The following is an 18,733-nucleotide window of genomic DNA, read 5'->3' as shown; positions in this document are numbered from 1 at the left end:
ATTATTCTAGTGGGCGCACCTGAGATCTGCTGTCACTCGTAAACACAGACGTAGATCTTGCGTACGGTCTCAATAGTACGCCAAACTCCAACGAACCCGGGCTTCATGACGAAGCTGTCACCACCCCGATAGGTTTTCGTCTCGCCGCCCTTCTCCTCGATTTCTACGAGGCCCGAAATAATATGGCAGAATTCGTAGGTGGTGCCTTTAATCGAATGATGCTCGCCAGGCGTCGCTTCCCAGACGCCGGTCAACACCTTCTCCCCCTTTGAAGCATCCTGGGCCCAGGTCTTGAAAAAGGGATTGCCTGAAATCAGACGCTCCGGCCCCGGGACCGCGTCCTTTGGCGTGAAATCCGGATTGGTGTCGATGGTGACCAACAGTGACATGTCATCTTCCTTCTTTGAGAGGCGGTTCTGATCTACGAGGCGAGGGTTGGACTGTTTCCGAGCGCGACAGCTGAGCAGTACGGGCTGCCGATGGCCTCGACCATCCCGGCCTGCCTCTGGGATGGGTCGTGGTGTCATCCGAGATTAAGGCGATGCGGAAGTCGGCGTTACCGAATAAGGCCTTGTTTCAGTCGTAAATTTCGAAATCTCTCCACCACCCAGCCACACCTGCGGACTGTTGCGACATCTGTCACCGAGGAGGGCAAGTGCGGATCATACATGCCGGGGCGATGCGCGCTCTCTAATGCGGAAACAAAGTGGTCAGCGGCATGTGGGCTTTGATGATCGGCGATTTCAGGACGACGAAGCTGAAATACTTGTCGATGCCGACGTCCATATCGGTGAGCCGTTCCATGATCGTCTGATATTCGTCGATGCCGGCGGTGACGAATTTCAGGAGATAATCATAGCCGCCCGAAACCAGATGGCATTCGATCACCTGGTCGACCTTCTCGATTGCCGCGAGGAAACGGGCGAAGTCGATCTGCCGATGGTTCTTCAGTGTAATCTCGGTAAACACGGTGAGCGTCTGGCCGAGCTTGCTGACATTGATCTGCGCCGAATAGCCTTCAATGTAGCCTTCGGATTGCAGCTTCTTCACCCGCATCAGGCACGGGCTCGGCGACAGATTGACCAGCTCGGCGAGTTCCACATTGGTGACGCGGCCATTCTTCTGCAGTTCGTAGAGGATTTTAATGTCGATCCGGTCGAGTTTCATCACGCGCCTTCGTCTGCTTGAGATCGCCAACGACGCAGCAGATTATGCTGCCACTTTCCGAGCTCAAGCTTAACACATACCGAGGGGGTGTCGATCAGATTAGGCGACCCGCCGAAGCACAAAAGGCTGCCCGCCTTGCCGCAAGACAGAATCTTCTGCTGTCGCCGATCAATCTCCGGCAAAGGCGGCATGTCTGATCCGCTAGACTAGGTGGAAACGGAGACCTTGCCATGCCCGCACCGCTCACGCACGTCGATACCACATCGCAGCTACCTTCTGCCGCCGATGCGGTGGTGATCGGCGGCGGCATAGTCGGCGTGTTCGCGGCCTATTATCTGGCCCGGCGCGGATTGAAGGTCGCCCTCGTCGAGAAAGGCCTTGTCGGTGCGGAGCAATCGAGCCGCAATTGGGGCTGGTGCCGGCAGCAGAACCGCGACGCCCGGGAATTGCCGATGTCGACGAAGAGCCTCGATCTGTGGGAGCGCTTCGCGACCGAGACCGGCGAGGCCACCGGCTTCCGCCGCTGCGGTCTTTTTTATCTCAGCAACAGCGACGAGGAACTCTCCGGCTGGGCCCGCTGGGGCGAATTCGCCCGGTCGGTCGGCGTCACGACCCATATGCTGAGCAGCGCGGAGGCAACCGACCGCGGGCGCGCGACCGGTGCCGTGTGGAAAGGCGGGGTGTTTTCACCGACGGACGGCACCGCCGATCCGGCAAGTGCCGCGCCGGCCGTCGCGCGCGCGATCCTGAAGCTCGGCGGCACGGTGCATCAGTCCTGTGCGGCCCGCGGCATCGACATCGAAGGCGGCAGGCTTGCGGGCGTCGTCACCGAGCATGGCACGATCCGGACCAAAATCGCGATCCTGGCCGGCGGCGCCTGGGCCTCATCCTTCTGCCGCCAGCTCGGCATTCGATTTCCGCAAGCCTCGATCCGCTCGTCGATCCTTTCGGTTTCACCGGGCGCGAGCGGCCTGCCGGATGCACTGCATACCTCCGCGGTTTCCGTGACGCGTCGCGGCGATGGCGGTTACACGCTGGCGATCAGCGGCCGCGGCCGGGTCGATCCGACTGCACAGCAGCTCCGTTTCGCGCCGCAGTTCCTGCCGATGTTCGCCCGGCGCTGGCGCAGCCTCGCGCCCGGCGGATTGGAGGGAATTCGTTCCGGCCATGAATCCCTGGCACGCTGGCGCCTCGACAGCCAGACGCCGATGGAGCGCATGCGCATCCTCGACCCGGCGGTCGACGCGGCCACCATTGCCCTTACGCATGCGCGGGCGCTTAAACTTCTGCCTGCGTTGAAGGACACCGGCATCTGCGCAGCCTGGGCGGGCTATATCGACAGCACGCCGGACGGCGTGCCCGGGATCGGTGAGATCGCCACCCTCCCCGGCTTCATCCTCGCTGCCGGCTTCAGCGGTCATGGCTTCGGCATCGGACCCGGCGCCGGTCATCTAATTGCCGACATCGTCACCGGCGATGAGCCGATCGTCGATCCGCGGCCCTACCATCCCAGCCGCTTTGCGGCGTCCGCCTGGGGCAAAGTCGCCGATTTCTAAACAGGCGCGCGCCCCAAGCGAAAGACATAAACGCCGCTCAGGAGGCCACGGCCATCCGATGGCTCTGGACAGCCGAAGCCCTGCGGCTGTCGGCGGTCTGGAAGCGGGAGATGCGTTCGTTCAGCAATTCCACCTGCTGCCGCAGCCTGTGAATCTCGGCGGTGTTTTCCTCGACCATGGCGGCGTTGTGCTGGGTGATATGTTCGATATCGCGAACGGCGTTATTGACCTCGTCGATCCCCTTGTACTGGGTGCTCGTCGCCGTCGAGATGACCTGCACCAGCCCGTTGATCGAGGTGAAATGTTCCATGATCGCCGATAGCGCCTGGCCGGTCTCCTCGACGAGCTTGACGCCGGTGCCGACCTGCGTTGCGCTGTTGGAGATAAGATCCTTGATCTCGCGGGCCGCCTTGGCGCAGCGCTGTGCAAGCTCGCGCACCTCCTGAGCGACGACGGCAAAGCCCCTGCCCGCCTCTCCTGCCCGCGCCGCCTCGACGCCGGCATTAAGGGCGAGAAGATTGGTCTGGAAGGCGATCTCGTCGATCACGCCGATAATGCTGGTGACCTTGTCCGACGATCGGTTGATGGCGTCCATGGCGTCGACCGCCTTGGCGACGACGGCCGCGGAATGCTCCGCCTGCCGGTGCGCCTCTGCGACGGAAACCGATGTCTGGCGCGCATTTTCCGCCGTCGTGCGGACGCTGGCGGTCAGCTCGCCGAGCACGCGTGAACTGTCTTCGAGGGCAGCCGCCTGCTGTTCGGTTCGCCGTGCCAGATCGTCGGCCGCGCCCGAAAGATTGGTGCTGCCCTCGGCGATTTCGTAGGTTGTGTTGCGGACCTCGGCGAGGGTCCGGCGGAGCGCATCGATCGCCTGGTTATAAGTTCTGGCCATCGCGACATAATCGGCGGCCAGTTCCTCGCTCATCACGGCAGCAAGATTGCCGTCGGCGAGTTTGCCGAGCATGTCGGACAGCGCGTCCAGGGCCTCGCTCTGCTCGGCTTCGATGCGTGCCTGCTCGGCTGCGCGGCGGGCCTGTTCCTGTTCGTCCCGCGCTCTGTTCGTTTCAGCGACCTCTTCGAGCCTCGTCTTTTCGAGCGCCTGGTCGCGGAAGACCGTCACGGAGCGGATCATATCGCCGATTTCATCGCCGCGCTTGCCATCGCCGATCGGAACATTGAGATCGCCGGCAGCGAGTCTCGTCATCGTCTGGGTGATCCGCTTCAGCGGTCCGCGCAGCGTTTCGATCAGCATCAGCCCGCCGATGATGGCGAGCACCGTGCCCGCGATCATGGCCGAGAGCGACATCGTGGCCGAGCGCTGGCTGATTTCCTTGCCGCTCTCCTGCGCCGTGCTGACGAACTGCTCGAGCGTGTGGCTTGCGGTCGCCACCAGCTCGGTCGCTGTCTGCTTGTTGCCTTGCCACCGATCCGCGATCGATATCAGGTCCGAGGTACCCTTTTCGATCAAAGCAAGGGAAGGCTCGATCTTCTTGGCAAGATCCTTCAAAGCGGCGTTCTTGCCGCTCAAGGGCTCGAGCTTTGCAGCGCTTTCGCGCAGGGCCTTCAGATCCACCAGAACCGCATCCCGCGACTCGGCATCGACCCGCCTGTTCAGTTCGCTGAGGTGCAGTCGCAGATCGTCGATCGATTTGAAAGCGGCATTGACGATCACGACCATCGAGCGAAGCGTCGCTATGCTCGCATCCATTCCGGCGAAACGCTCGATTGATGTATCCGCATTGCCGGAAGCGAGTTTTGCAAACTGCTCCTCGAAACGCTGCAGATCCTGGTCGACGGGAGCATAGCCATCGAGCGACAGATTGGCGCTGCCCTTCGCCATCGCGGCAAGCTTGTCCAGAACCGGCTTCAGAGGAGCGATCTGGCTTTTCGCCTTATCGGAGCCGAGCGCCTCGCTCTCGCCGACTTCCTTGACAAGCGGCGGCAGAAGGCTGCCGATGGCCTGAGCAAGCTTCTGAGGGTCGGCCGCGGCTGCCGTCGCCTTGCGCAATTTCGCAACGCGTCCCGCGAGATTTTTGTAGGCCGAGGCGTCGAGAAGAAGTGCCCGGACGAAGGCTTCCTTGCCATCGGCCTGGTCCTGAAGAACGTCGAGTTGCTTGCGCGCGGTCTGGCTCTCCTTAAAAAGTTGCGCTACCGCCCCGTCGATCGCCAGTTCGGTATTGGCACGCTCCTGCGCCACCGCCCAGAGCGCGTCGACGCCGCCCTGCATCTTGCCGCCGAGTTCGCGCACGACGGAGATCTGCTGTTTCTGGGCGGGATTGCTCAACATGGCATCGAGCGTCGCCGCACCCTTCTGCTGATCGGCGATGCTGGCGACCAACCGATCGCGCGTGGCCGGTGTCGGAAGGTCGGTAAAGGCGGTCAGCGAGGATCGCAGCTGCTGAAAACTGGAAAGCGTATCGATCGTCTGCCGGGTCAGGGTCATCTGGCCATTGAGCGTCCCAGCCGTGAAATAGCCGAACAGGCCGATGCCCGCGATGAGGATGACGAGAGGCACCACGAAGAAGAGGACCTTCGTCACGATCCGCATACGCTGCAACAGACGATCAATCAACGACATGAAATGGTGGCCCCCGCCCAGGAAATTCGGCTCTTAACTCCGGCGCCCCACCATGCGACAGCACGCCTGCGCGCAATTGACCATTGCCCTCAATTGGCGGTGGCCGCGCCAGAGACCATCACGATAGGCAGAACTCTTAAAAAAATAGTCAATGGTGTCGAGTTTGTTCGCGAGGATGACTGAAGGCATATCTTTTCTGCCTCTTCCCTCCGATTTGCTGGCAACCTCGCCCTTTCCTCGACGTCATCCTCGGCCTTGTGCCGAGGATCTGCTGCCCTATCGGCGGAAGCAGATGCTCGGGACAAGCCCGAGCATGACGAGAGAGGGCTCTGTCAGCGGCCTTGAGGGCGCACTTTGACGCCCTCGCGCCGGGTTTGCTCAACCGATCGCCATCAGGCTGGCATTGCCGCCGGCAGCGGCGGTATTGATCGAGGTCGAGACCTCTTCCAGCAGCCAGTTCAGGCAATAGGCCTCGGGATCGCCGGCAAGTTCGTCGCTCGTGGCAGCCTGCACCAGGAGAAGCGGACCGGGCAGGGCCGCGATCCTTTTGTTGACCGCGTGGACCCTGTCGCGATCGCCCTCGACGAGCGCGCCCGAGAAAGGTCCATCCTTTTCCCAGTCCGAGGTCCAGGAAACGCGGCTGGCGACCGCAGCCGGAAGATCGGCGAGCACCGATTTCGAGAGGGAACCGGCGTCCACCGCGACGTGATTGCCCGTTGCAAGGGCTGCGGCGATCTGGCGATAGAGCCCACTCTCCGTCTGCGGCACGAGCAGAATGCGGCCGCGCGGATGCAGCGCGTAAAGATTGCGCTCGCCGACCGGGCCGGTGAGCTCGCGTTCGAGCCCGAGTGCCGAGCGGCCGGCATAACCACGCGCCGCCTCCCCTTCACCCGACAGGCCCTTCTTGTCGAGCCAGACGATGTAGTCGCGAAGGGCAAGGTCCGTATGAACCGAATCCTGCTGCGGCGGCACCGGGGCGCGCTGCACCAGGCGGCCGATATAGAGCGGACCGCCTGCCTTGGGACCGGTTCCCGACAAGCCGCGGCCACCGAAAGGCTGGACGCCGACGACGGCGCCGATGATGTTGCGGTTGACGTAGAGGTTGCCGGCCTTAATGCGGCTCGTCACATGCGCGATGGTTTCGTCAAGCCGCGTATGAAGCCCGAAGGTGAGACCGTAGCCCGAGGCATTGATATCTTCGATCAGGCGGTCGAGCCCGTTTCTCTTGAAGCGGTAAACGTGCAGGACCGGTCCGAAGACCTCCTTGGTCAGATCCTTCAGCGCTTTGATCTCGATGATCGTCGGCGGAACGAAGGTACCTGCGGCAGCACTTGCGGGCAGCGGCAACTGTTCAACCTTGCGGCCGGCGCCACGCATCTGCTCGATATGCTGGTCGATCTCTGCCTTGGCGCCGTCGTTGATGACGGGGCCGACATCGATGCTGAGCCGGTCGGTACGACCGATCGTCAACTCGCGGAAGGCACCCTTCAGCATGTTGAGCGTCCGGTCAGCCACATCGTCCTGCAGGCAGAGGACCCGGAGCGCCGAGCAGCGCTGGCCGGCGCTGTCGAAAGCCGAGGCAATGACATCGGCCACCACCTGCTCGGCCAGAGCCGAGGAATCAACGATCATGCCGTTCTGGCCGCCGGTTTCGGCGATCAGCGGGATCGGCTTTCCGGTTGCAGACAGCCGTTCGGCCAGCTGCGCCTGGATCATCCGGGCGACTTCGGTCGAACCGGTGAACATGACGCCGGCCGTCTGCTCGGCACCGACCATGCCGGCCCCAAGACGGCCGCTGCCGGGCACGAACTGCAGAGCGCCGACGGGCACACCGGCCTCATGAAGGATCTTCACGCTCTCCGAGGCGATGATCGGCGTGACGCCGGCCGGCTTGGCAAGCACGGGATTACCGGCCACCAGCGCCGCAGCCACCTGACCGGTGAAGATCGCCAGCGGGAAATTCCATGGGCTGATGCAGACGATGGGCCCAAGCGGCGCGTGGGACGGCCCGAGGGTCTTGCGCGCCTGTTCGGCGTAATAGCGCAGGAAGTCGATTGCCTCACGGACTTCGCCGACGGCGTTGGCCGCCGATTTGCCGGCCTCGCGCATGACGATGCCCATCAGGGTCTTGATACGGGCCTGCATGATGTCGGCAGCCCGCTCCAGGCAGGCGGCGCGCTCGGCCGGCGGCACGGCCGCCCATTGCGGCGCATAGTCGGCCGACATCGCAACGATACGGGCAGCCTCCTCGACCTTCAGTTCGGTGACCGTGCCGACGACATCGCTGTGATCGGCGGGATTGAGGACGTCGCGCGTTACCCCATCCGTGGAACCGTCGGCGAGGATCGGCAGCGCATGCCAGGGGCTCTCGGCCGTTGAGGCGAGCGCCTGCGCCAGATCGGTGAGTGTGTCCTCGTTCGAGAGATCGAGCCCGTCTGAATTGGCGCGGGCATTGCCGTAAAGCGCCTTCGGCGCGGCGATCTGCACATGAGGCGCACCGACGACCGGCATGGCGGCGACGCTCTCGGCGGGATCGGCGACCAGCGCCTCGACCGAAACGTTCGGATCGGAGATGCGGTGCACGAAGGAGGAGTTGGCGCCGTTTTCGAGCAGGCGCCGCACGAGATAGGCGAGCAGCGTCTCATGGGTTCCGACTGGCGCATAGATGCGGCAGGGCCGGTCGAGCTTTTCCTTGCCGACGACCTCGTCATAAAGGGGCTCGCCCATGCCGTGCAGGCACTGGAATTCGTATTTGCCGACCGCGAAATCGGGGCCGGCGAGATGATAGATCGTCGCCAGCGTTTGCGCATTGTGGGTGGCGAACTGCGGGAAAACCGCGTCCGGCGCACCGAGCAGCTTGCGCGCGCAGGCGATATAGGCGACGTCGGTGTAGATCTTGCGGGTATAGACCGGATAATCGTCGAGACCGTCGAGCTGGGCGCGCTTGATCTCCGCATCCCAATAGGCGCCCTTGACCAGACGGACCATCATCCGGCGCCCGGACCGTCGGGCGAGGTCGATGACATAGTCGAGCACGAAGGGGCAGCGCTTGCCATAGGCCTGGACGACGAATCCAAGTCCGTTCCAGCCTGCGAGATCAGTGGCGAAGCAAAGCTCCTCGAGCAGATCGAGCGACAGCTCCAGCCGGTCGGCCTCCTCCGCATCGATATTGAGACCGATATCGTAGGACTTGGCGAGAACGGCGAGCGTCTTGACCTTCGGCAGCAGCTCACCCATCACCCGGCCGGCCTGCGCCCTGACATAACGCGGATGCAGCGCCGAAAGCTTGATCGAGATGCCGGGGCCGTCATAGATACCGCGTCCGTTCGAGGCCTTGCCGATTGCGTGGATCGCCTTTTCATAGTCCTTGAAATAGCGCTCGGCGTCGGCCGCCGTGGTCGCTGCCTCGCCCAACATATCGTAGGAATAGCGGAAGCCGCGCGCTTCGAGCGGCCGGGCGCGCTTCAGCGCCTCCTCGATGGTTTCGCCGGTGACGAACTGTTCGCCCATCATGCGCATCGCCATATCGACGCCGCGGCGGATGACCGGCTCGCCGGCGCGCGCAATCAGCCGCGTCAGCGCTGCCGACAGGCTGCGGTCGTTGACCGTCGAGGTCAGCTTGCCGGTGACGACGAGGCCCCAGGTGGCGGCGTTGACGAACATCGATTTGCCGCCGCCGATATGCGAGGTCCAGTTGCCCTCGGCGATCTTGTCGCGGATCAGCGCGTCGCGGGTGTCGGTATCGGGAATACGCAGCAGCGCTTCGGCAAGGCACATCAGCGCCACGCCTTCCTGGCTGGAAAGCGAATATTCCTGCACCAAGCCCTCGACGCCGGTGCCCTTGTGCTTGGCGCGCAGCGCCTCGATCAGGCTGCGGGCCGTGCTGCGGATATCATAACGCTTCGCTTCGGAAACGCGTGCGGCCGCAACCAGCGGCGGCAGGCATTCGGTTTCCGGACGGCGATAGGCTGCCGTGATCGCCCGGCGGAGTTCCGATTGCGGCCGGATCGGCGGCGCGAATGCGGCGAAGGGCGTGCCGCCGGCGGGTTCTTGAGAGGAAGCGGGGTCGATCGCTGCGTTCAACATGGGAGTTCCTGATCGGTGAATGTTTCGTCTAACGGATAAATGGAACACCGGGCTCATCGTCCCAGGTGTCATTATCCGTAAAAATCGGGCCGGAATATTCCGTCTCGTGAAGCGGACGTGCATGAGGCTTGTCGCGCTTGAGGGTGAATGCGGCTGCGACCGCTCTTATCGCCACCGGCCGGTAGTGAGTGAGCAGATCCGGTTTTTGATCGCCATCCGCTTTTCTCTCATGCATCCATGATCTCCCTTTTCAAGCGTCGCAGCCACCGATTCCGCCAATGCGCCGAGCGGCTGCACCCTTCCTCCCATTGCCGACGATCAATCTACCACAGTCGCGAATCGCGATCTCACTTGATTCCAATGGTTTTCAAGCTGTATGAACTTATAAACCGATTATCGAGAGTTCAAATGGCCGCGGAAACCGATAACTTTAGTGAATTGGACCAATTCGACAGAAAGATCCTCGCCGCACTCGCCGAGGATGGCAGGCTGTCGATCACCGATCTCGCCGCGCGCGTCGGGCTTTCTAAGACACCATGCCAGATTCGCTTCAAGCGTCTGATCAGCGACGGCTACATCGAAGGCTTCAAGGCCGTCCTCAATCCATCGAAGATGCAGCTCGACCACATCGCCTTCGTCGAGGTAAAGCTCTCCGACACCCGCGAGGATGCACTGAGAAGCTTCAACGAAGCCATCAAAAAGATCCGGGAAGTTGAAGAGTGTCATATGATCGCCGGCCGATTCGACTATCTCCTGAAGATCCGCACCCGCGACATCGGCCGCTACCGCCGCGTGCTCGGCGAGCGCATCTCGACGCTGCCCCATGTTGCCAACACCTCGACGAATGTGGCGATGGAGACGATCAAGGAAGGCTGGGACAAGTTCGGCTCGAGTCTTTCGTGAAGGAAGACGGCCGCCGGCAGTCCTGCTAAACCGATATTCGGCGGCTGAAGCTGAATGCGAGGATCAAGATGGGCCAAGCCAATAGCGTCCCATTATCGGCAGACGAACAGCGCGAAGCGCACAGGCTTCAATTTCTTCCCTGGGAGCGCGTCGCGAAGGATCTCGATCATCCCGCTCACCTTGCCCGCAAGGCGGAGCTTCGGCGAGCATGCGGCGCCGAATTGGCCGAGACGTCCTATATTGCCGAGAATGCTGCGATCTTCACCGAGAGCCTGACGATGGGCGAACGGTCCTGGATTGCCGGGCATGCGCTCGTGCGGGGCGATGTGATCCTCGGCGACGATTGCTCGATCAATCCCTATGCCTGTATCTCCGGCAAGGTGACCTGCGGCAATGGGGTCAGGATCGCTTCGCATGCGTCGATCGTCGGCTTCAACCATGGTTTCGACGATCCCGATCGGCCGATCCATCGCCAAGGCGTCGTCAGCATTGGCATCGTCATCGGCGACGATGTCTGGATCGGCGCCAACTGCGTGATCCTCGATGGCGTCACGATCGGCAACGGCGCGGTGATTGCCGCAGGAGCGGTCGTCACGCAAGATGTTCCTGCGCTTGCGATTGCCGGCGGAGTTCCGGCAAAGATGTTGCGGAGCCGGGGCGCACCGGCCAGGAAATCCGGCATTGGAGAGATCGAAGACCGACTGGTCAGGCTCGGGCAGAAGGCGAAGGAGCAATGGCCCGATATCCTTGCGCGCTGGAAAACACCCGAGGGCTATGAGTCGCTGGAAGCGGACGGAATCAGGCGGCCGGCGATCCGGCATCTCTGCGATGCCATTGAGATCGCAGCCGGCTTCGATCAGCTGCCGCCCGGACTCGATACGGGGCAAACCGTCGAGCGTCTCCAGGGTGTTCAGGAGCGGGAGACCGGCCTCTTTCCGGAGGCGCATTCGCGTGGGCAGGACCGGGCATTGAGAGAAGACCCGAAGGCGCTCTACAACGTGCTTTCGGTCGGCTATGCGCTCGAACTGCTCGGCTCCAGGCCACGGCACCCGATCCAGGCGGTTCAGATCGATGCGCAGGAACTGGAGCAATGGCTGAGCGCCCTGCCCTGGTCGCGCCGAGCGTGGCACGCCGGCAGCGTCGTCGATGCCATCGGAACCGCGATGTATTTCAACGCCAGGTATTTCGGCACCAAGGGGCCGCGACCGGCGCTCTTCGAGTGGCTGAGCCGCGCTGCCAATAGTGTCTCCGGCCTCTGGGGCGAGCCGACGGTGGCGGAAGGATGGCTCCAGCCGGTGAACGGCTTCTATCGCCTGACGCGTGGAACCTATGCCCAGTTCGGCATGCCGCTTCCGCATCCGCATGCAGCGATCGAGACGGTTCACATGAATTACCGCAACCACAAAGGCTTCGTTGCCGAGAAATACAATGCCTGCAACCTGCTTGATACGATCCATCCGCTGCTGCTGATCGGGCGGCAGACCGATTATCGCCGGACCGACGGCGAGGCGATCGCGCGCCGCCTAATCTCCAGGGCGCTCGACAGATGGCGGGATGGCGAAGGTTTCCCGTTCGCCGACGGCGGCGAGCCGAGCTTGCAGGGAACGGAAATGTGGCTTTCGGTCATGCATCTGGCGGCCGATTTCCTCAGCCTGGCGGATCAGTTCGCCTTCGTGCCGAAGGGCGTGCATCGAACGGCGACTCCCGGGCTCGGCCTCTGATCACCCGTGCAGCGAGGCCGTCAGCCAGGCGGCGGCGAGATCGCGCGCATGGCTGCGCTTGGCCTTGATCGGCACGATCACGTTGTAGCGGCCTTCGGCGGCAAGCTCGGTTCCCGAGGCCGGCACCAGCGTTCCGTCCTCCAGGAAGGTGCCGATCAGCATGCGCCAACCAAGGGCAATCCCCTGCCCCGCGCGCGCAGCCGCGATGCTTTCGGTGTAATGGTTGAAGCGCAGCGACGGCTTGATCTCGATATTGCCGCCGGTCAGCGACACCCATTGCGCCCAGCCATACCAGGACCGATCGACCACCTCCGTTTCGATGAATTCGTCGGCGGAGCCGAGCGGGCCATTTCCGCGACGCCTGAGGTGGTCGGGAGAGCAGACGGGGCAGACGATGTCGCCGCGTGAGGCAATGACCGTTCCATCGCTGAACGGCGGCACGCCGTATCGGATCGCCACGTCGATCTCCCCATCGTCAAGTGTAATCGGGTTATCCTGGGAGATCACCCGCACCAGAATGCCGGGATTGGTCCGGCGGAATTCGGCAAGCCGCGGCAGCAGCCAGAAGGAGGAGAAGGCGACGGTCGAGCCGATCGTCACCACGTCCTGGCTGCGCGACTGGATCGCCTCCACGCTCTCGGCGATATCGGCGAAACTCTTCGCCAGCGTCGCGCCGAGGCTGACGCAGGCCGAGGTCGGCTCGATCGCCCGGTGCTTGCGCAGGAACAGCGGCTGGCCGAGTTCCTCCTCCAGGGCGGCGATTTGCCGGCTGACGGCCGCCTGAGTGACGCCGAGCTCCGTCGCTGCCAGCGTGAAACTTTTCCTGCGCAGCACCGCTTCCAGCGTCACCAGCGCCGTCAGCGACGGAAGCCGTCTTCGAAATTGCATCACGAGACTCCTATTCGCATGATAAAAACTTATGCGAAGCTAATTTTTTATGCCGTTGAAAGCCCAGCGCTGCAAGCGCAATCTAGGGAAACTCTCACATAAGAGGTTCTCATGCTAAACAGGCTTCCTTCTTCCATTTCGGCACTTCTGGACTCCCGCGCGGAAGGCCATTCGCTGCCGGCCGGCCTCTACATCCGCGAGGACGTGTTCGAAGCGGATATCGATGTGTTCTTCCACAAGCACTGGATCTGTGTCGGCCTCGACTGCGATGTTCCGGAGCCCGGCGACGCCACCGTTGTCGACATCGGCAAGACGAGCCTGATCCTGCTGCGCGACGACGACGGCGAAATCCGCGTGCTGCACAATGTCTGCCGCCATCGCGGCTCCCGTCTTCTCAATCCGGGCAAGACGATCGTTTCGAAGCTCGTCTGTCCCTATCACACCTGGACCTATGAATTGACGGGCGAGCTCAGCTACGCCCCGCACATGGGCAAAGAATTCGACAAGGACTGTCACGGTCTGAAGCCCGTTACCTTCAAATCGATCGGCGGCCTGATTTACGTCTGCCTGTCCGACAATCCGCCTGAGGATATTGCCGGCCTCGAACAGGCGATGATCGAGCGTCTCGCGCCCTACGACATTCGCAATGCCAAGATCGCCCACCAGACCGACGTCATCGAAGACGGCAACTGGAAGCTGACGATGGAGAACAATCGCGAGTGCTATCACTGCTCCGCGAACCATCCGGAGCTCTGCGTCTCCTTCGTCGATCTCGACTTCGGCTTCGATCCCGAGACGCTGAGCCCGGAGGATCGTGAACAGGCCGAGGAGCATTTCCGGCTGTACGAGGCGCGTACGCAGGCATGGGAGGCCGACGGCTTCCCCTCGGCTGCCATCGAGCAGCTCACCGACTGCGCCACGAACTTCCGCACGCAGCGGCTGATCATATCAGGCGCCGGCGAATCCCAGACGCATGACGCCACTGCCGCCTCGTCCAAGCTGCTCGGGCAGATGACCCGCAAGGATCTCGGCGACACCCATCTCTGGGGCCATAACAGCTGGAACCATTTCATGGGCGACCATGCGGTCGTGGCAACCGTCATTCCGCTTTCGGCGGGCAAGACGCTGGTCCGCACCAAATGGCTGGTCCACAAGGATGCCGTCGAAGGCGTCGATTACGACCTCGACAAGCTGACAGATGTGTGGATCGCGACGACCGACCAGGACGCCGACCTCGTCGCCCGTTCCCATGCCGGCGCTCTCGATCCCGCTTATCAGCCGGGTCCCTATTCCCGCTTCTCCGAGACGAACCTCGACAAGTTCGCCACCTGGTACATCGACCGGATGCGCGCTCATGGATACTAGGAACCCGCAAGTGCTGCTCGCAAAGGCCGCCCGTCACGACGTCTGGAATCCCGAGGAAGACGATACACTCGTCTGCCTCGACGTCCAGCAGGAGACCCATGACGTCAGGACCTTCACCTTCGCCTCCCCTGATGGGAAGCGGTTCGCCTTCAAGGCCGGCCAGTATTTCCTGTTCGACCTGGAGCACAATGGCGAGCCCGAAAGCCGCTGCTACAGCATCTCCTCGTCGCCGCATCGCACGAACGCCTTCTCGGTGACGGTGAAGCGCGTTCCGGGCGGCAAGATCTCCAACTGGCTTCACGACACGCTGGTGCCGGGGGCGTCGGTCAAGGCGAACGGCCCGCTCGGTCATTTCGTCCGGTCAGAGGCTTCGAAGCCGAAGCTTCTGCTGCTCTCCGGCGGCTCCGGCATCACGCCCGTCATGTCCATCCTGCGTGAACTCGCCGACAGCTGCGCGCCGGCCGACGTCGTCTTCCTACATGCCGCACGCACGCCGTTGGATCTGATCTTCCGCGACGAACTCGCCTGCATCGCCCGCAGGCTGAAGGGGCTGCGGCTGCATTTTCTGCCGGAAACGGTTGCGGGCGAGCCCTCCTGGTCCGGCCTTACCGGCCGCATTTCGGCGGATTATTTCAGGCTGGCGGTTCCCGATATCGCCGACCGCACGGTGATGTGCTGCGGCCCCGCTCCGTTCATGGCGGCGGCGCGCGGCATCGCCGCCGAACTCGGCGTTCCCGCCGCGCATTATCTGGAGGAAAGCTTCGACGCCGCCGTCATCGACGAACCGGAGATCCCCGCGATTCAGGAAGCGGCCGCCAAGGTCTTTCAGGTCACCTTCTCCAAACAGGCCCGCAGCATCGAGGTCACAGGCGATCAGAGCGTGCTCTCCTGCGCGAAGAAAGCGAGCGTCAGGATCCCGTCCTCCTGCGCCAACGGCGTCTGCGGCACCTGCAAGTCGAAGCTCACCTCAGGCACGGTCGACATGAACCATAATGGCGGCATCCGCCAGCGGGAGATCGACGCCGGCTTCTTCCTGCCCTGCTGCTCGAAGCCGCTCAGCGATCTCGTCATCGAACGCTGAGCAACACCGCATCAATCATCGACAACAGGGGATCACCCGGATGCTGCGAGACGACAACGCCTCCGTCGAGCTGACCGGCTCGACCGTCTTCAAGGACGAGCGGAAACAGGCCTACCTCAATCCCGATGGCGCCGACCGACCGCTCATCAGTCCGGTGCCGGCCGCGACACTCGACCGGGCGCGCCGCTACCGGCTGGAGCGGCTGCGCATGAAGATGCGCGAATGGGATTGCGGCGCCCTGCTGCTCTACGATCCCGTCAATATCCGCTATGCCTTCGACTCGTCGAATATGAGCATCTGGACGATGCACAATCCGTCGCGCTACGCGCTGATCCTGGCCGACGGCCCGGCGATCATTTTCGAATTCGAAGGCGCCGAACACGTCAATGACGGGCTGCCCGGCATCGACGAGATCCGGCCGTCGAAATCCTGGATCTTCTTCACCGCAGGCAACCTCATCGAACCCCGGCTGAAGGCCTGGGCGGACGAGATCGCCGACATCGTCAAGGGCAATGGCGGCAACAGGCGCATCGCGGTGGACCGGCTCGAACCGGCCGGCGCCTTCGAACTGACCGAACGCGGCTTTACGCTGCTCGACGGCCAGGAACTCGCCGAACGGGCGCGATCGATCAAGAGCGCCGACGAAATCGAACTGATGCGCTGGACGATCCGCGTCTGCGAAGCGGGCATGGCGCGGATGTACGAGGTGTCAGAACCCGGCCGCACCGAGCGGGAAATCTGGGCCGAGCTTCACTTCGAAAATGCCCGCAGCGGAGGCGAGTGGCTGGAGACCAAGCTCCTGACCTCCGGCCCGCGAACCAATCCCTGGTATCAGGAATGTTCCGATTACGTCGTCAAGCGCGGCGAGATGATCTCCTTCGACACCGATATGATCGGCCCCTACGGCTATTGCGCCGACCTCTCGCGTTCATGGACCTGCGGCCATGTCGCGATGAACACCAAGCAGAGGGAAATTTATGCCGCGGCCAGGGATCAGATCGAGCACAACCTTTCCATCATCAGGCCCGGCATGACGTTCCGGGAGTTCAACGAGCGGTCATGGCGGATCCCGGAAAAATACCAGCCCTATCGATACACGCTCGCCCTGCACGGCACCGGCATGGCCGATGAATGGCCGGGTGTGCTGCTGCATCCGGATTTCGATCCCGATTTCAGCGGCGTCATCGAAGAGAACATGGTGCTCAACGTCGAAAGCCTGATTGCCGAGGCCGGCTCGGAAAGCATCAAACTGGAAACCCAGGCCCTGATCACCTCAAGGGGAGCCGAGCGGCTGGACAGCTTTCCCTGGGAGGAGGTCTGAGACGCCGGTAAGAAAACGCTTCAGTGCGCTCTCAAGGTCGCCGCGCGATGCTGCGAGGGCGTCTGCCCGAATGTGCGCTTGAACGTTCTGGTGAACTGCGAGGCGTTTTCAAAGCCGACATCAAGTGCGATCTCGATGAGCGGCGCCTTCGACTGGGCCAGGATCGATTTTGCCCGCTCCATGCGAACGCGGTTATAGGCCTTGGCAGGCGACATGCCCGTCTTTTCGATGAAGATCCGCTCCAGCTGCCGCCTTGAGAGCCCGACCATGGCGGCGAGCTTCTCGATCGGCATGCTGCCGTCGACGAACTGCTCCATGGTGATCATCGCCGCCTTGACGCGGGCGTCATCATAATCGTCATAGAGCGGCCGCCGCGGCTGAACATCCGATGGCGTTCGGGCCTTCTCGATCTGAAGCACTTCAAGCGCGTTTCGTTCGGCATCGCGGCTGATGTATTTTCTCACCAGCAATGCCGCCATGTCGGCAGCGCTGCTGCCCCCTGCGCAAGATCCGCGCTGCCGGTCGAGATTGAAGAGCCGGTCGGAGCGAACGGCAAGCTCCGGGAAGCGCTCCCGGAACTCCTTGTAATGCAACCAGCTGACGCAGGATTCGTGCCGTTTCATCAGGCCCGCCGCCGCAAGGATGAACGAACCGGTGCACACGCCGATCAGCGGCACTTTCTTCGCGTCTGCCTGCCGCAGGAAGGTGATCGTCTGCTGGTCGACGGGGTTTTCGACCGTCAGCAGACCGCCGACGACGACGATATAATCGAACCTTGACGGATCGACGAAATCCGAGGTCGGCGCCACCTGGACGCCGCAGCTGGAGGTGATCAGATGGCGCGTGCTGCCGATCACCTGCCAGTCGGCAAGCACCCTTCCGGACCGATCCTGCTCGTCGCTGGCGAGCCTCAGCGTATCCACGAACAAGGCGAAGGCCGACAGCGTGAAGGACCGCGACAGAACGAACCCCACCTTCAGTCGGGCCGGCTGTTTTGCGCTATCGTCTACCAATCGATGCTGTTCAGGTCGCATGTTCATCTCCTGCCCCTTCGAACGCCCCTCATCGAATTTGAAAACCGTGCGCCAGCGGATCGCGATCGTCGACGAAAATCGTATTGTGCCCGATCACCCGCGCCCAGCCTCCGATACTCGGAAGAATGCCGGCATAAGGTCCGATTTTCGCCTCGGCTTCGACCCTGCCCTCGAAAATGGTTCCGATCAGGCTTTCATGGCGGTATCTCGAACCGACGGCAAGCCGGCCCTTTCCGTGAAGCTGCGCCATGCGCGCGGACGTGCCGGTGCCGCCGGGCGACCGGTCGATCGCCTTTTCTCCGTAGAAGACGGCGCAGCGCCCGTCCGAGACGTCATTGACCGGGCGGTCGCACCAGATCGCGTGATGGACGCCGCAAATCCTCGGATCATCGGGATGAATGGGATCGACGACATGGGCAAGCGCTGCCCGAAGCTTTTGGCTGTATCCGACGATGTCGGAGGCGCTCATGCGGTCGAGCCCGCTCCAGTTCTCCTGCGGCTCGACGACCGCATAATAGTTGCCGCCGTAGGAGATATCGACACGCAGCCGGCCCATATCAGGTACATCGACCTCGACATCCGCCTGGTGGAGATAGCTCGCCACATTGTGGAGACGAACGGAATCGACATAGCCGCCCTTCTCCTCATAGGTGACGTCGACCCTGCCGGCCGGCGTTTCGATGGCGACCCTTCCGGCTTCACGCGGCTTGACCAGGCCCTCTTCGATCGCGGCGGTGACGGTGCCGATCGTGCCGGCGCCGCACATCGGCAGACAGCCGCTTACCTCGATGAAAAGAACGGCGAAATCACAATCATCCCGATAGGCCGGATAGATGATCGAGCCCGACATGATGTCATGCCCCCTCGGCTCGAACATCAGCGCCTTGCGGACCCAGTCATGGTCGCGAACAAAGATTTCCCGGCGCTCGCCCATCGGCAGATGCGGAAGCAGCGGACCGCCGCCGGCGACGAGACGGACCGGATTGCCGCAGGTATGGGCATCGATGCAGAAGAAGCTGTTTCTCATTTTTTC

14 protein-coding genes are annotated in these 18,733 nt (G+C 62.6%); 6 read left to right on the top strand and 8 right to left on the bottom strand.

The features are described 5' to 3' along the window. Positions 1–32: 32 nt before the first annotated feature. A complete protein-coding gene (locus tag AMC88_RS28540; RefSeq protein ID WP_037145634.1) occupies positions 33–389 on the bottom strand; it encodes a cupin domain-containing protein in 357 nt (118 codons plus the stop codon). A gap of 301 nt (positions 390–690) precedes the next feature. Continuing rightward, positions 691–1,167, bottom strand: a complete 477-nt coding sequence (locus AMC88_RS28535) for an Lrp/AsnC family transcriptional regulator (RefSeq protein ID WP_004679019.1) — start codon at positions 1,165–1,167, stop codon at positions 691–693. Between the two features lie 230 nt (positions 1,168–1,397). Between AMC88_RS28535 and AMC88_RS28530 the strand changes: the two genes are divergently transcribed. Continuing rightward, positions 1,398–2,723 carry an NAD(P)/FAD-dependent oxidoreductase gene (locus AMC88_RS28530; RefSeq protein WP_037145632.1) on the top strand — a complete coding sequence of 442 codons (1,326 nt, stop codon included), beginning with the start codon at positions 1,398–1,400 and terminating at the stop codon, positions 2,721–2,723. A gap of 37 nt (positions 2,724–2,760) precedes the next feature. Here AMC88_RS28530 and AMC88_RS28525 read toward each other — a convergent pair whose 3' ends face one another. From AMC88_RS28525 to AMC88_RS28515, 3 genes are all read right to left on the bottom strand, one after another. Further along, a complete protein-coding gene (locus AMC88_RS28525) occupies positions 2,761–5,301 on the bottom strand; it encodes a methyl-accepting chemotaxis protein (protein WP_037145630.1) in 2,541 nt (846 codons plus the stop codon). A gap of 378 nt (positions 5,302–5,679) precedes the next feature. After that, positions 5,680–9,387: a trifunctional transcriptional regulator/proline dehydrogenase/L-glutamate gamma-semialdehyde dehydrogenase gene (gene putA, locus AMC88_RS28520; protein WP_037145628.1), complete on the bottom strand. Its 3,708-nt coding sequence runs from the start codon at positions 9,385–9,387 to the stop codon at positions 5,680–5,682. A gap of 28 nt (positions 9,388–9,415) precedes the next feature. Further along, entirely contained in the window at positions 9,416–9,622 is a 207-nt protein-coding gene (locus tag AMC88_RS28515) for a hypothetical protein (protein WP_037145626.1), read from the bottom strand. Positions 9,623–9,795: 173 nt separating this feature from the next. Between AMC88_RS28515 and AMC88_RS28510 the strand changes: the two genes are divergently transcribed. Together AMC88_RS28510 and AMC88_RS28505 are read left to right on the top strand one after the other, a co-directional pair. Next, positions 9,796–10,290 (top strand): Lrp/AsnC family transcriptional regulator, encoded by a 495-nt coding sequence (locus tag AMC88_RS28510; protein WP_012490059.1) that lies wholly within the window; start codon positions 9,796–9,798, stop codon positions 10,288–10,290. Positions 10,291–10,358: 68 nt separating this feature from the next. Beyond that, positions 10,359–12,011: an acyltransferase gene (locus AMC88_RS28505; protein ID WP_064830155.1), complete on the top strand. Its 1,653-nt coding sequence runs from the start codon at positions 10,359–10,361 to the stop codon at positions 12,009–12,011. Here AMC88_RS28505 and AMC88_RS28500 read toward each other — a convergent pair whose 3' ends face one another. Further along, complete coding sequence (locus tag AMC88_RS28500) at positions 12,012–12,899, bottom strand: LysR substrate-binding domain-containing protein (protein ID WP_037145622.1); 888 nt, start codon at positions 12,897–12,899, stop codon at positions 12,012–12,014. Between the two features lie 111 nt (positions 12,900–13,010). Between AMC88_RS28500 and AMC88_RS28495 the strand changes: the two genes are divergently transcribed. The 3 genes from AMC88_RS28495 to AMC88_RS28485 are packed head-to-tail and all read left to right on the top strand — an operon-like array spanning position 13,011 to position 16,666. Continuing rightward, on the top strand, positions 13,011–14,264 hold the full coding sequence (locus AMC88_RS28495; RefSeq protein WP_037145620.1) for an aromatic ring-hydroxylating oxygenase subunit alpha: 1,254 nt from the start codon (positions 13,011–13,013) through the stop codon (positions 14,262–14,264). Further along, positions 14,254–15,345, top strand: a complete 1,092-nt coding sequence (locus tag AMC88_RS28490; protein ID WP_037145618.1) for an FAD-binding oxidoreductase — start codon at positions 14,254–14,256, stop codon at positions 15,343–15,345. The genes AMC88_RS28495 and AMC88_RS28490 overlap by 11 nt, the downstream gene beginning before the upstream one ends. 40 nt (positions 15,346–15,385) lie before the next feature. Further along, positions 15,386–16,666, top strand: a complete 1,281-nt coding sequence (locus tag AMC88_RS28485; protein WP_064826437.1) for a M24 family metallopeptidase — start codon at positions 15,386–15,388, stop codon at positions 16,664–16,666. Between the two features lie 20 nt (positions 16,667–16,686). Here AMC88_RS28485 and AMC88_RS28480 read toward each other — a convergent pair whose 3' ends face one another. Together AMC88_RS28480 and AMC88_RS28475 are read right to left on the bottom strand one after the other, a co-directional pair. Beyond that, complete coding sequence (locus AMC88_RS28480) at positions 16,687–17,700, bottom strand: GlxA family transcriptional regulator (protein ID WP_012490065.1); 1,014 nt, start codon at positions 17,698–17,700, stop codon at positions 16,687–16,689. A 28-nt stretch (positions 17,701–17,728) separates the two neighbouring features. Then, positions 17,729–18,727: a 4-hydroxyproline epimerase gene (locus AMC88_RS28475; protein ID WP_064830154.1), complete on the bottom strand. Its 999-nt coding sequence runs from the start codon at positions 18,725–18,727 to the stop codon at positions 17,729–17,731. Positions 18,728–18,733: the final 6 nt, after the last annotated feature.

The organism is Rhizobium phaseoli, from assembly GCF_001664385.1.
GTDB lineage: Bacteria > Pseudomonadota > Alphaproteobacteria > Rhizobiales > Rhizobiaceae > Rhizobium > Rhizobium phaseoli.
This window is presented reverse-complemented; position numbering and strand designations above follow the sequence as displayed.

Bases quoted from the DNA above. Each gene is read 5' to 3' on its own strand.
- AMC88_RS28510 (WP_012490059.1), top strand. From the start codon at position 9,796: ATGGCCGCGGAAACCGATAACTTTAGTGAATTGGACCAATTCGACAGA.
- AMC88_RS28475 (WP_064830154.1), bottom strand. From the start codon at position 18,727: ATGAGAAACAGCTTCTTCTGCATCGATGCCCATACCTGCGGCAATCCG.
- AMC88_RS28495 (WP_037145620.1), top strand. From the start codon at position 13,011: ATGCTAAACAGGCTTCCTTCTTCCATTTCGGCACTTCTGGACTCCCGC.
- AMC88_RS28480 (WP_012490065.1), bottom strand. From the start codon at position 17,700: ATGCGACCTGAACAGCATCGATTGGTAGACGATAGCGCAAAACAGCCG.
- AMC88_RS28515 (WP_037145626.1), bottom strand. From the start codon at position 9,622: ATGCATGAGAGAAAAGCGGATGGCGATCAAAAACCGGATCTGCTCACT.
- AMC88_RS28505 (WP_064830155.1), top strand. From the start codon at position 10,359: ATGGGCCAAGCCAATAGCGTCCCATTATCGGCAGACGAACAGCGCGAA.
- AMC88_RS28490 (WP_037145618.1), top strand. From the start codon at position 14,254: ATGGATACTAGGAACCCGCAAGTGCTGCTCGCAAAGGCCGCCCGTCAC.
- AMC88_RS28535 (WP_004679019.1), bottom strand. From the start codon at position 1,167: ATGAAACTCGACCGGATCGACATTAAAATCCTCTACGAACTGCAGAAG.
- AMC88_RS28525 (WP_037145630.1), bottom strand. From the start codon at position 5,301: ATGTCGTTGATTGATCGTCTGTTGCAGCGTATGCGGATCGTGACGAAG.
- AMC88_RS28485 (WP_064826437.1), top strand. From the start codon at position 15,386: ATGCTGCGAGACGACAACGCCTCCGTCGAGCTGACCGGCTCGACCGTC.
- AMC88_RS28500 (WP_037145622.1), bottom strand. From the start codon at position 12,899: ATGCAATTTCGAAGACGGCTTCCGTCGCTGACGGCGCTGGTGACGCTG.
- AMC88_RS28540 (WP_037145634.1), bottom strand. From the start codon at position 389: ATGTCACTGTTGGTCACCATCGACACCAATCCGGATTTCACGCCAAAG.
- AMC88_RS28530 (WP_037145632.1), top strand. From the start codon at position 1,398: ATGCCCGCACCGCTCACGCACGTCGATACCACATCGCAGCTACCTTCT.
- putA (WP_037145628.1), bottom strand. From the start codon at position 9,387: ATGTTGAACGCAGCGATCGACCCCGCTTCCTCTCAAGAACCCGCCGGC.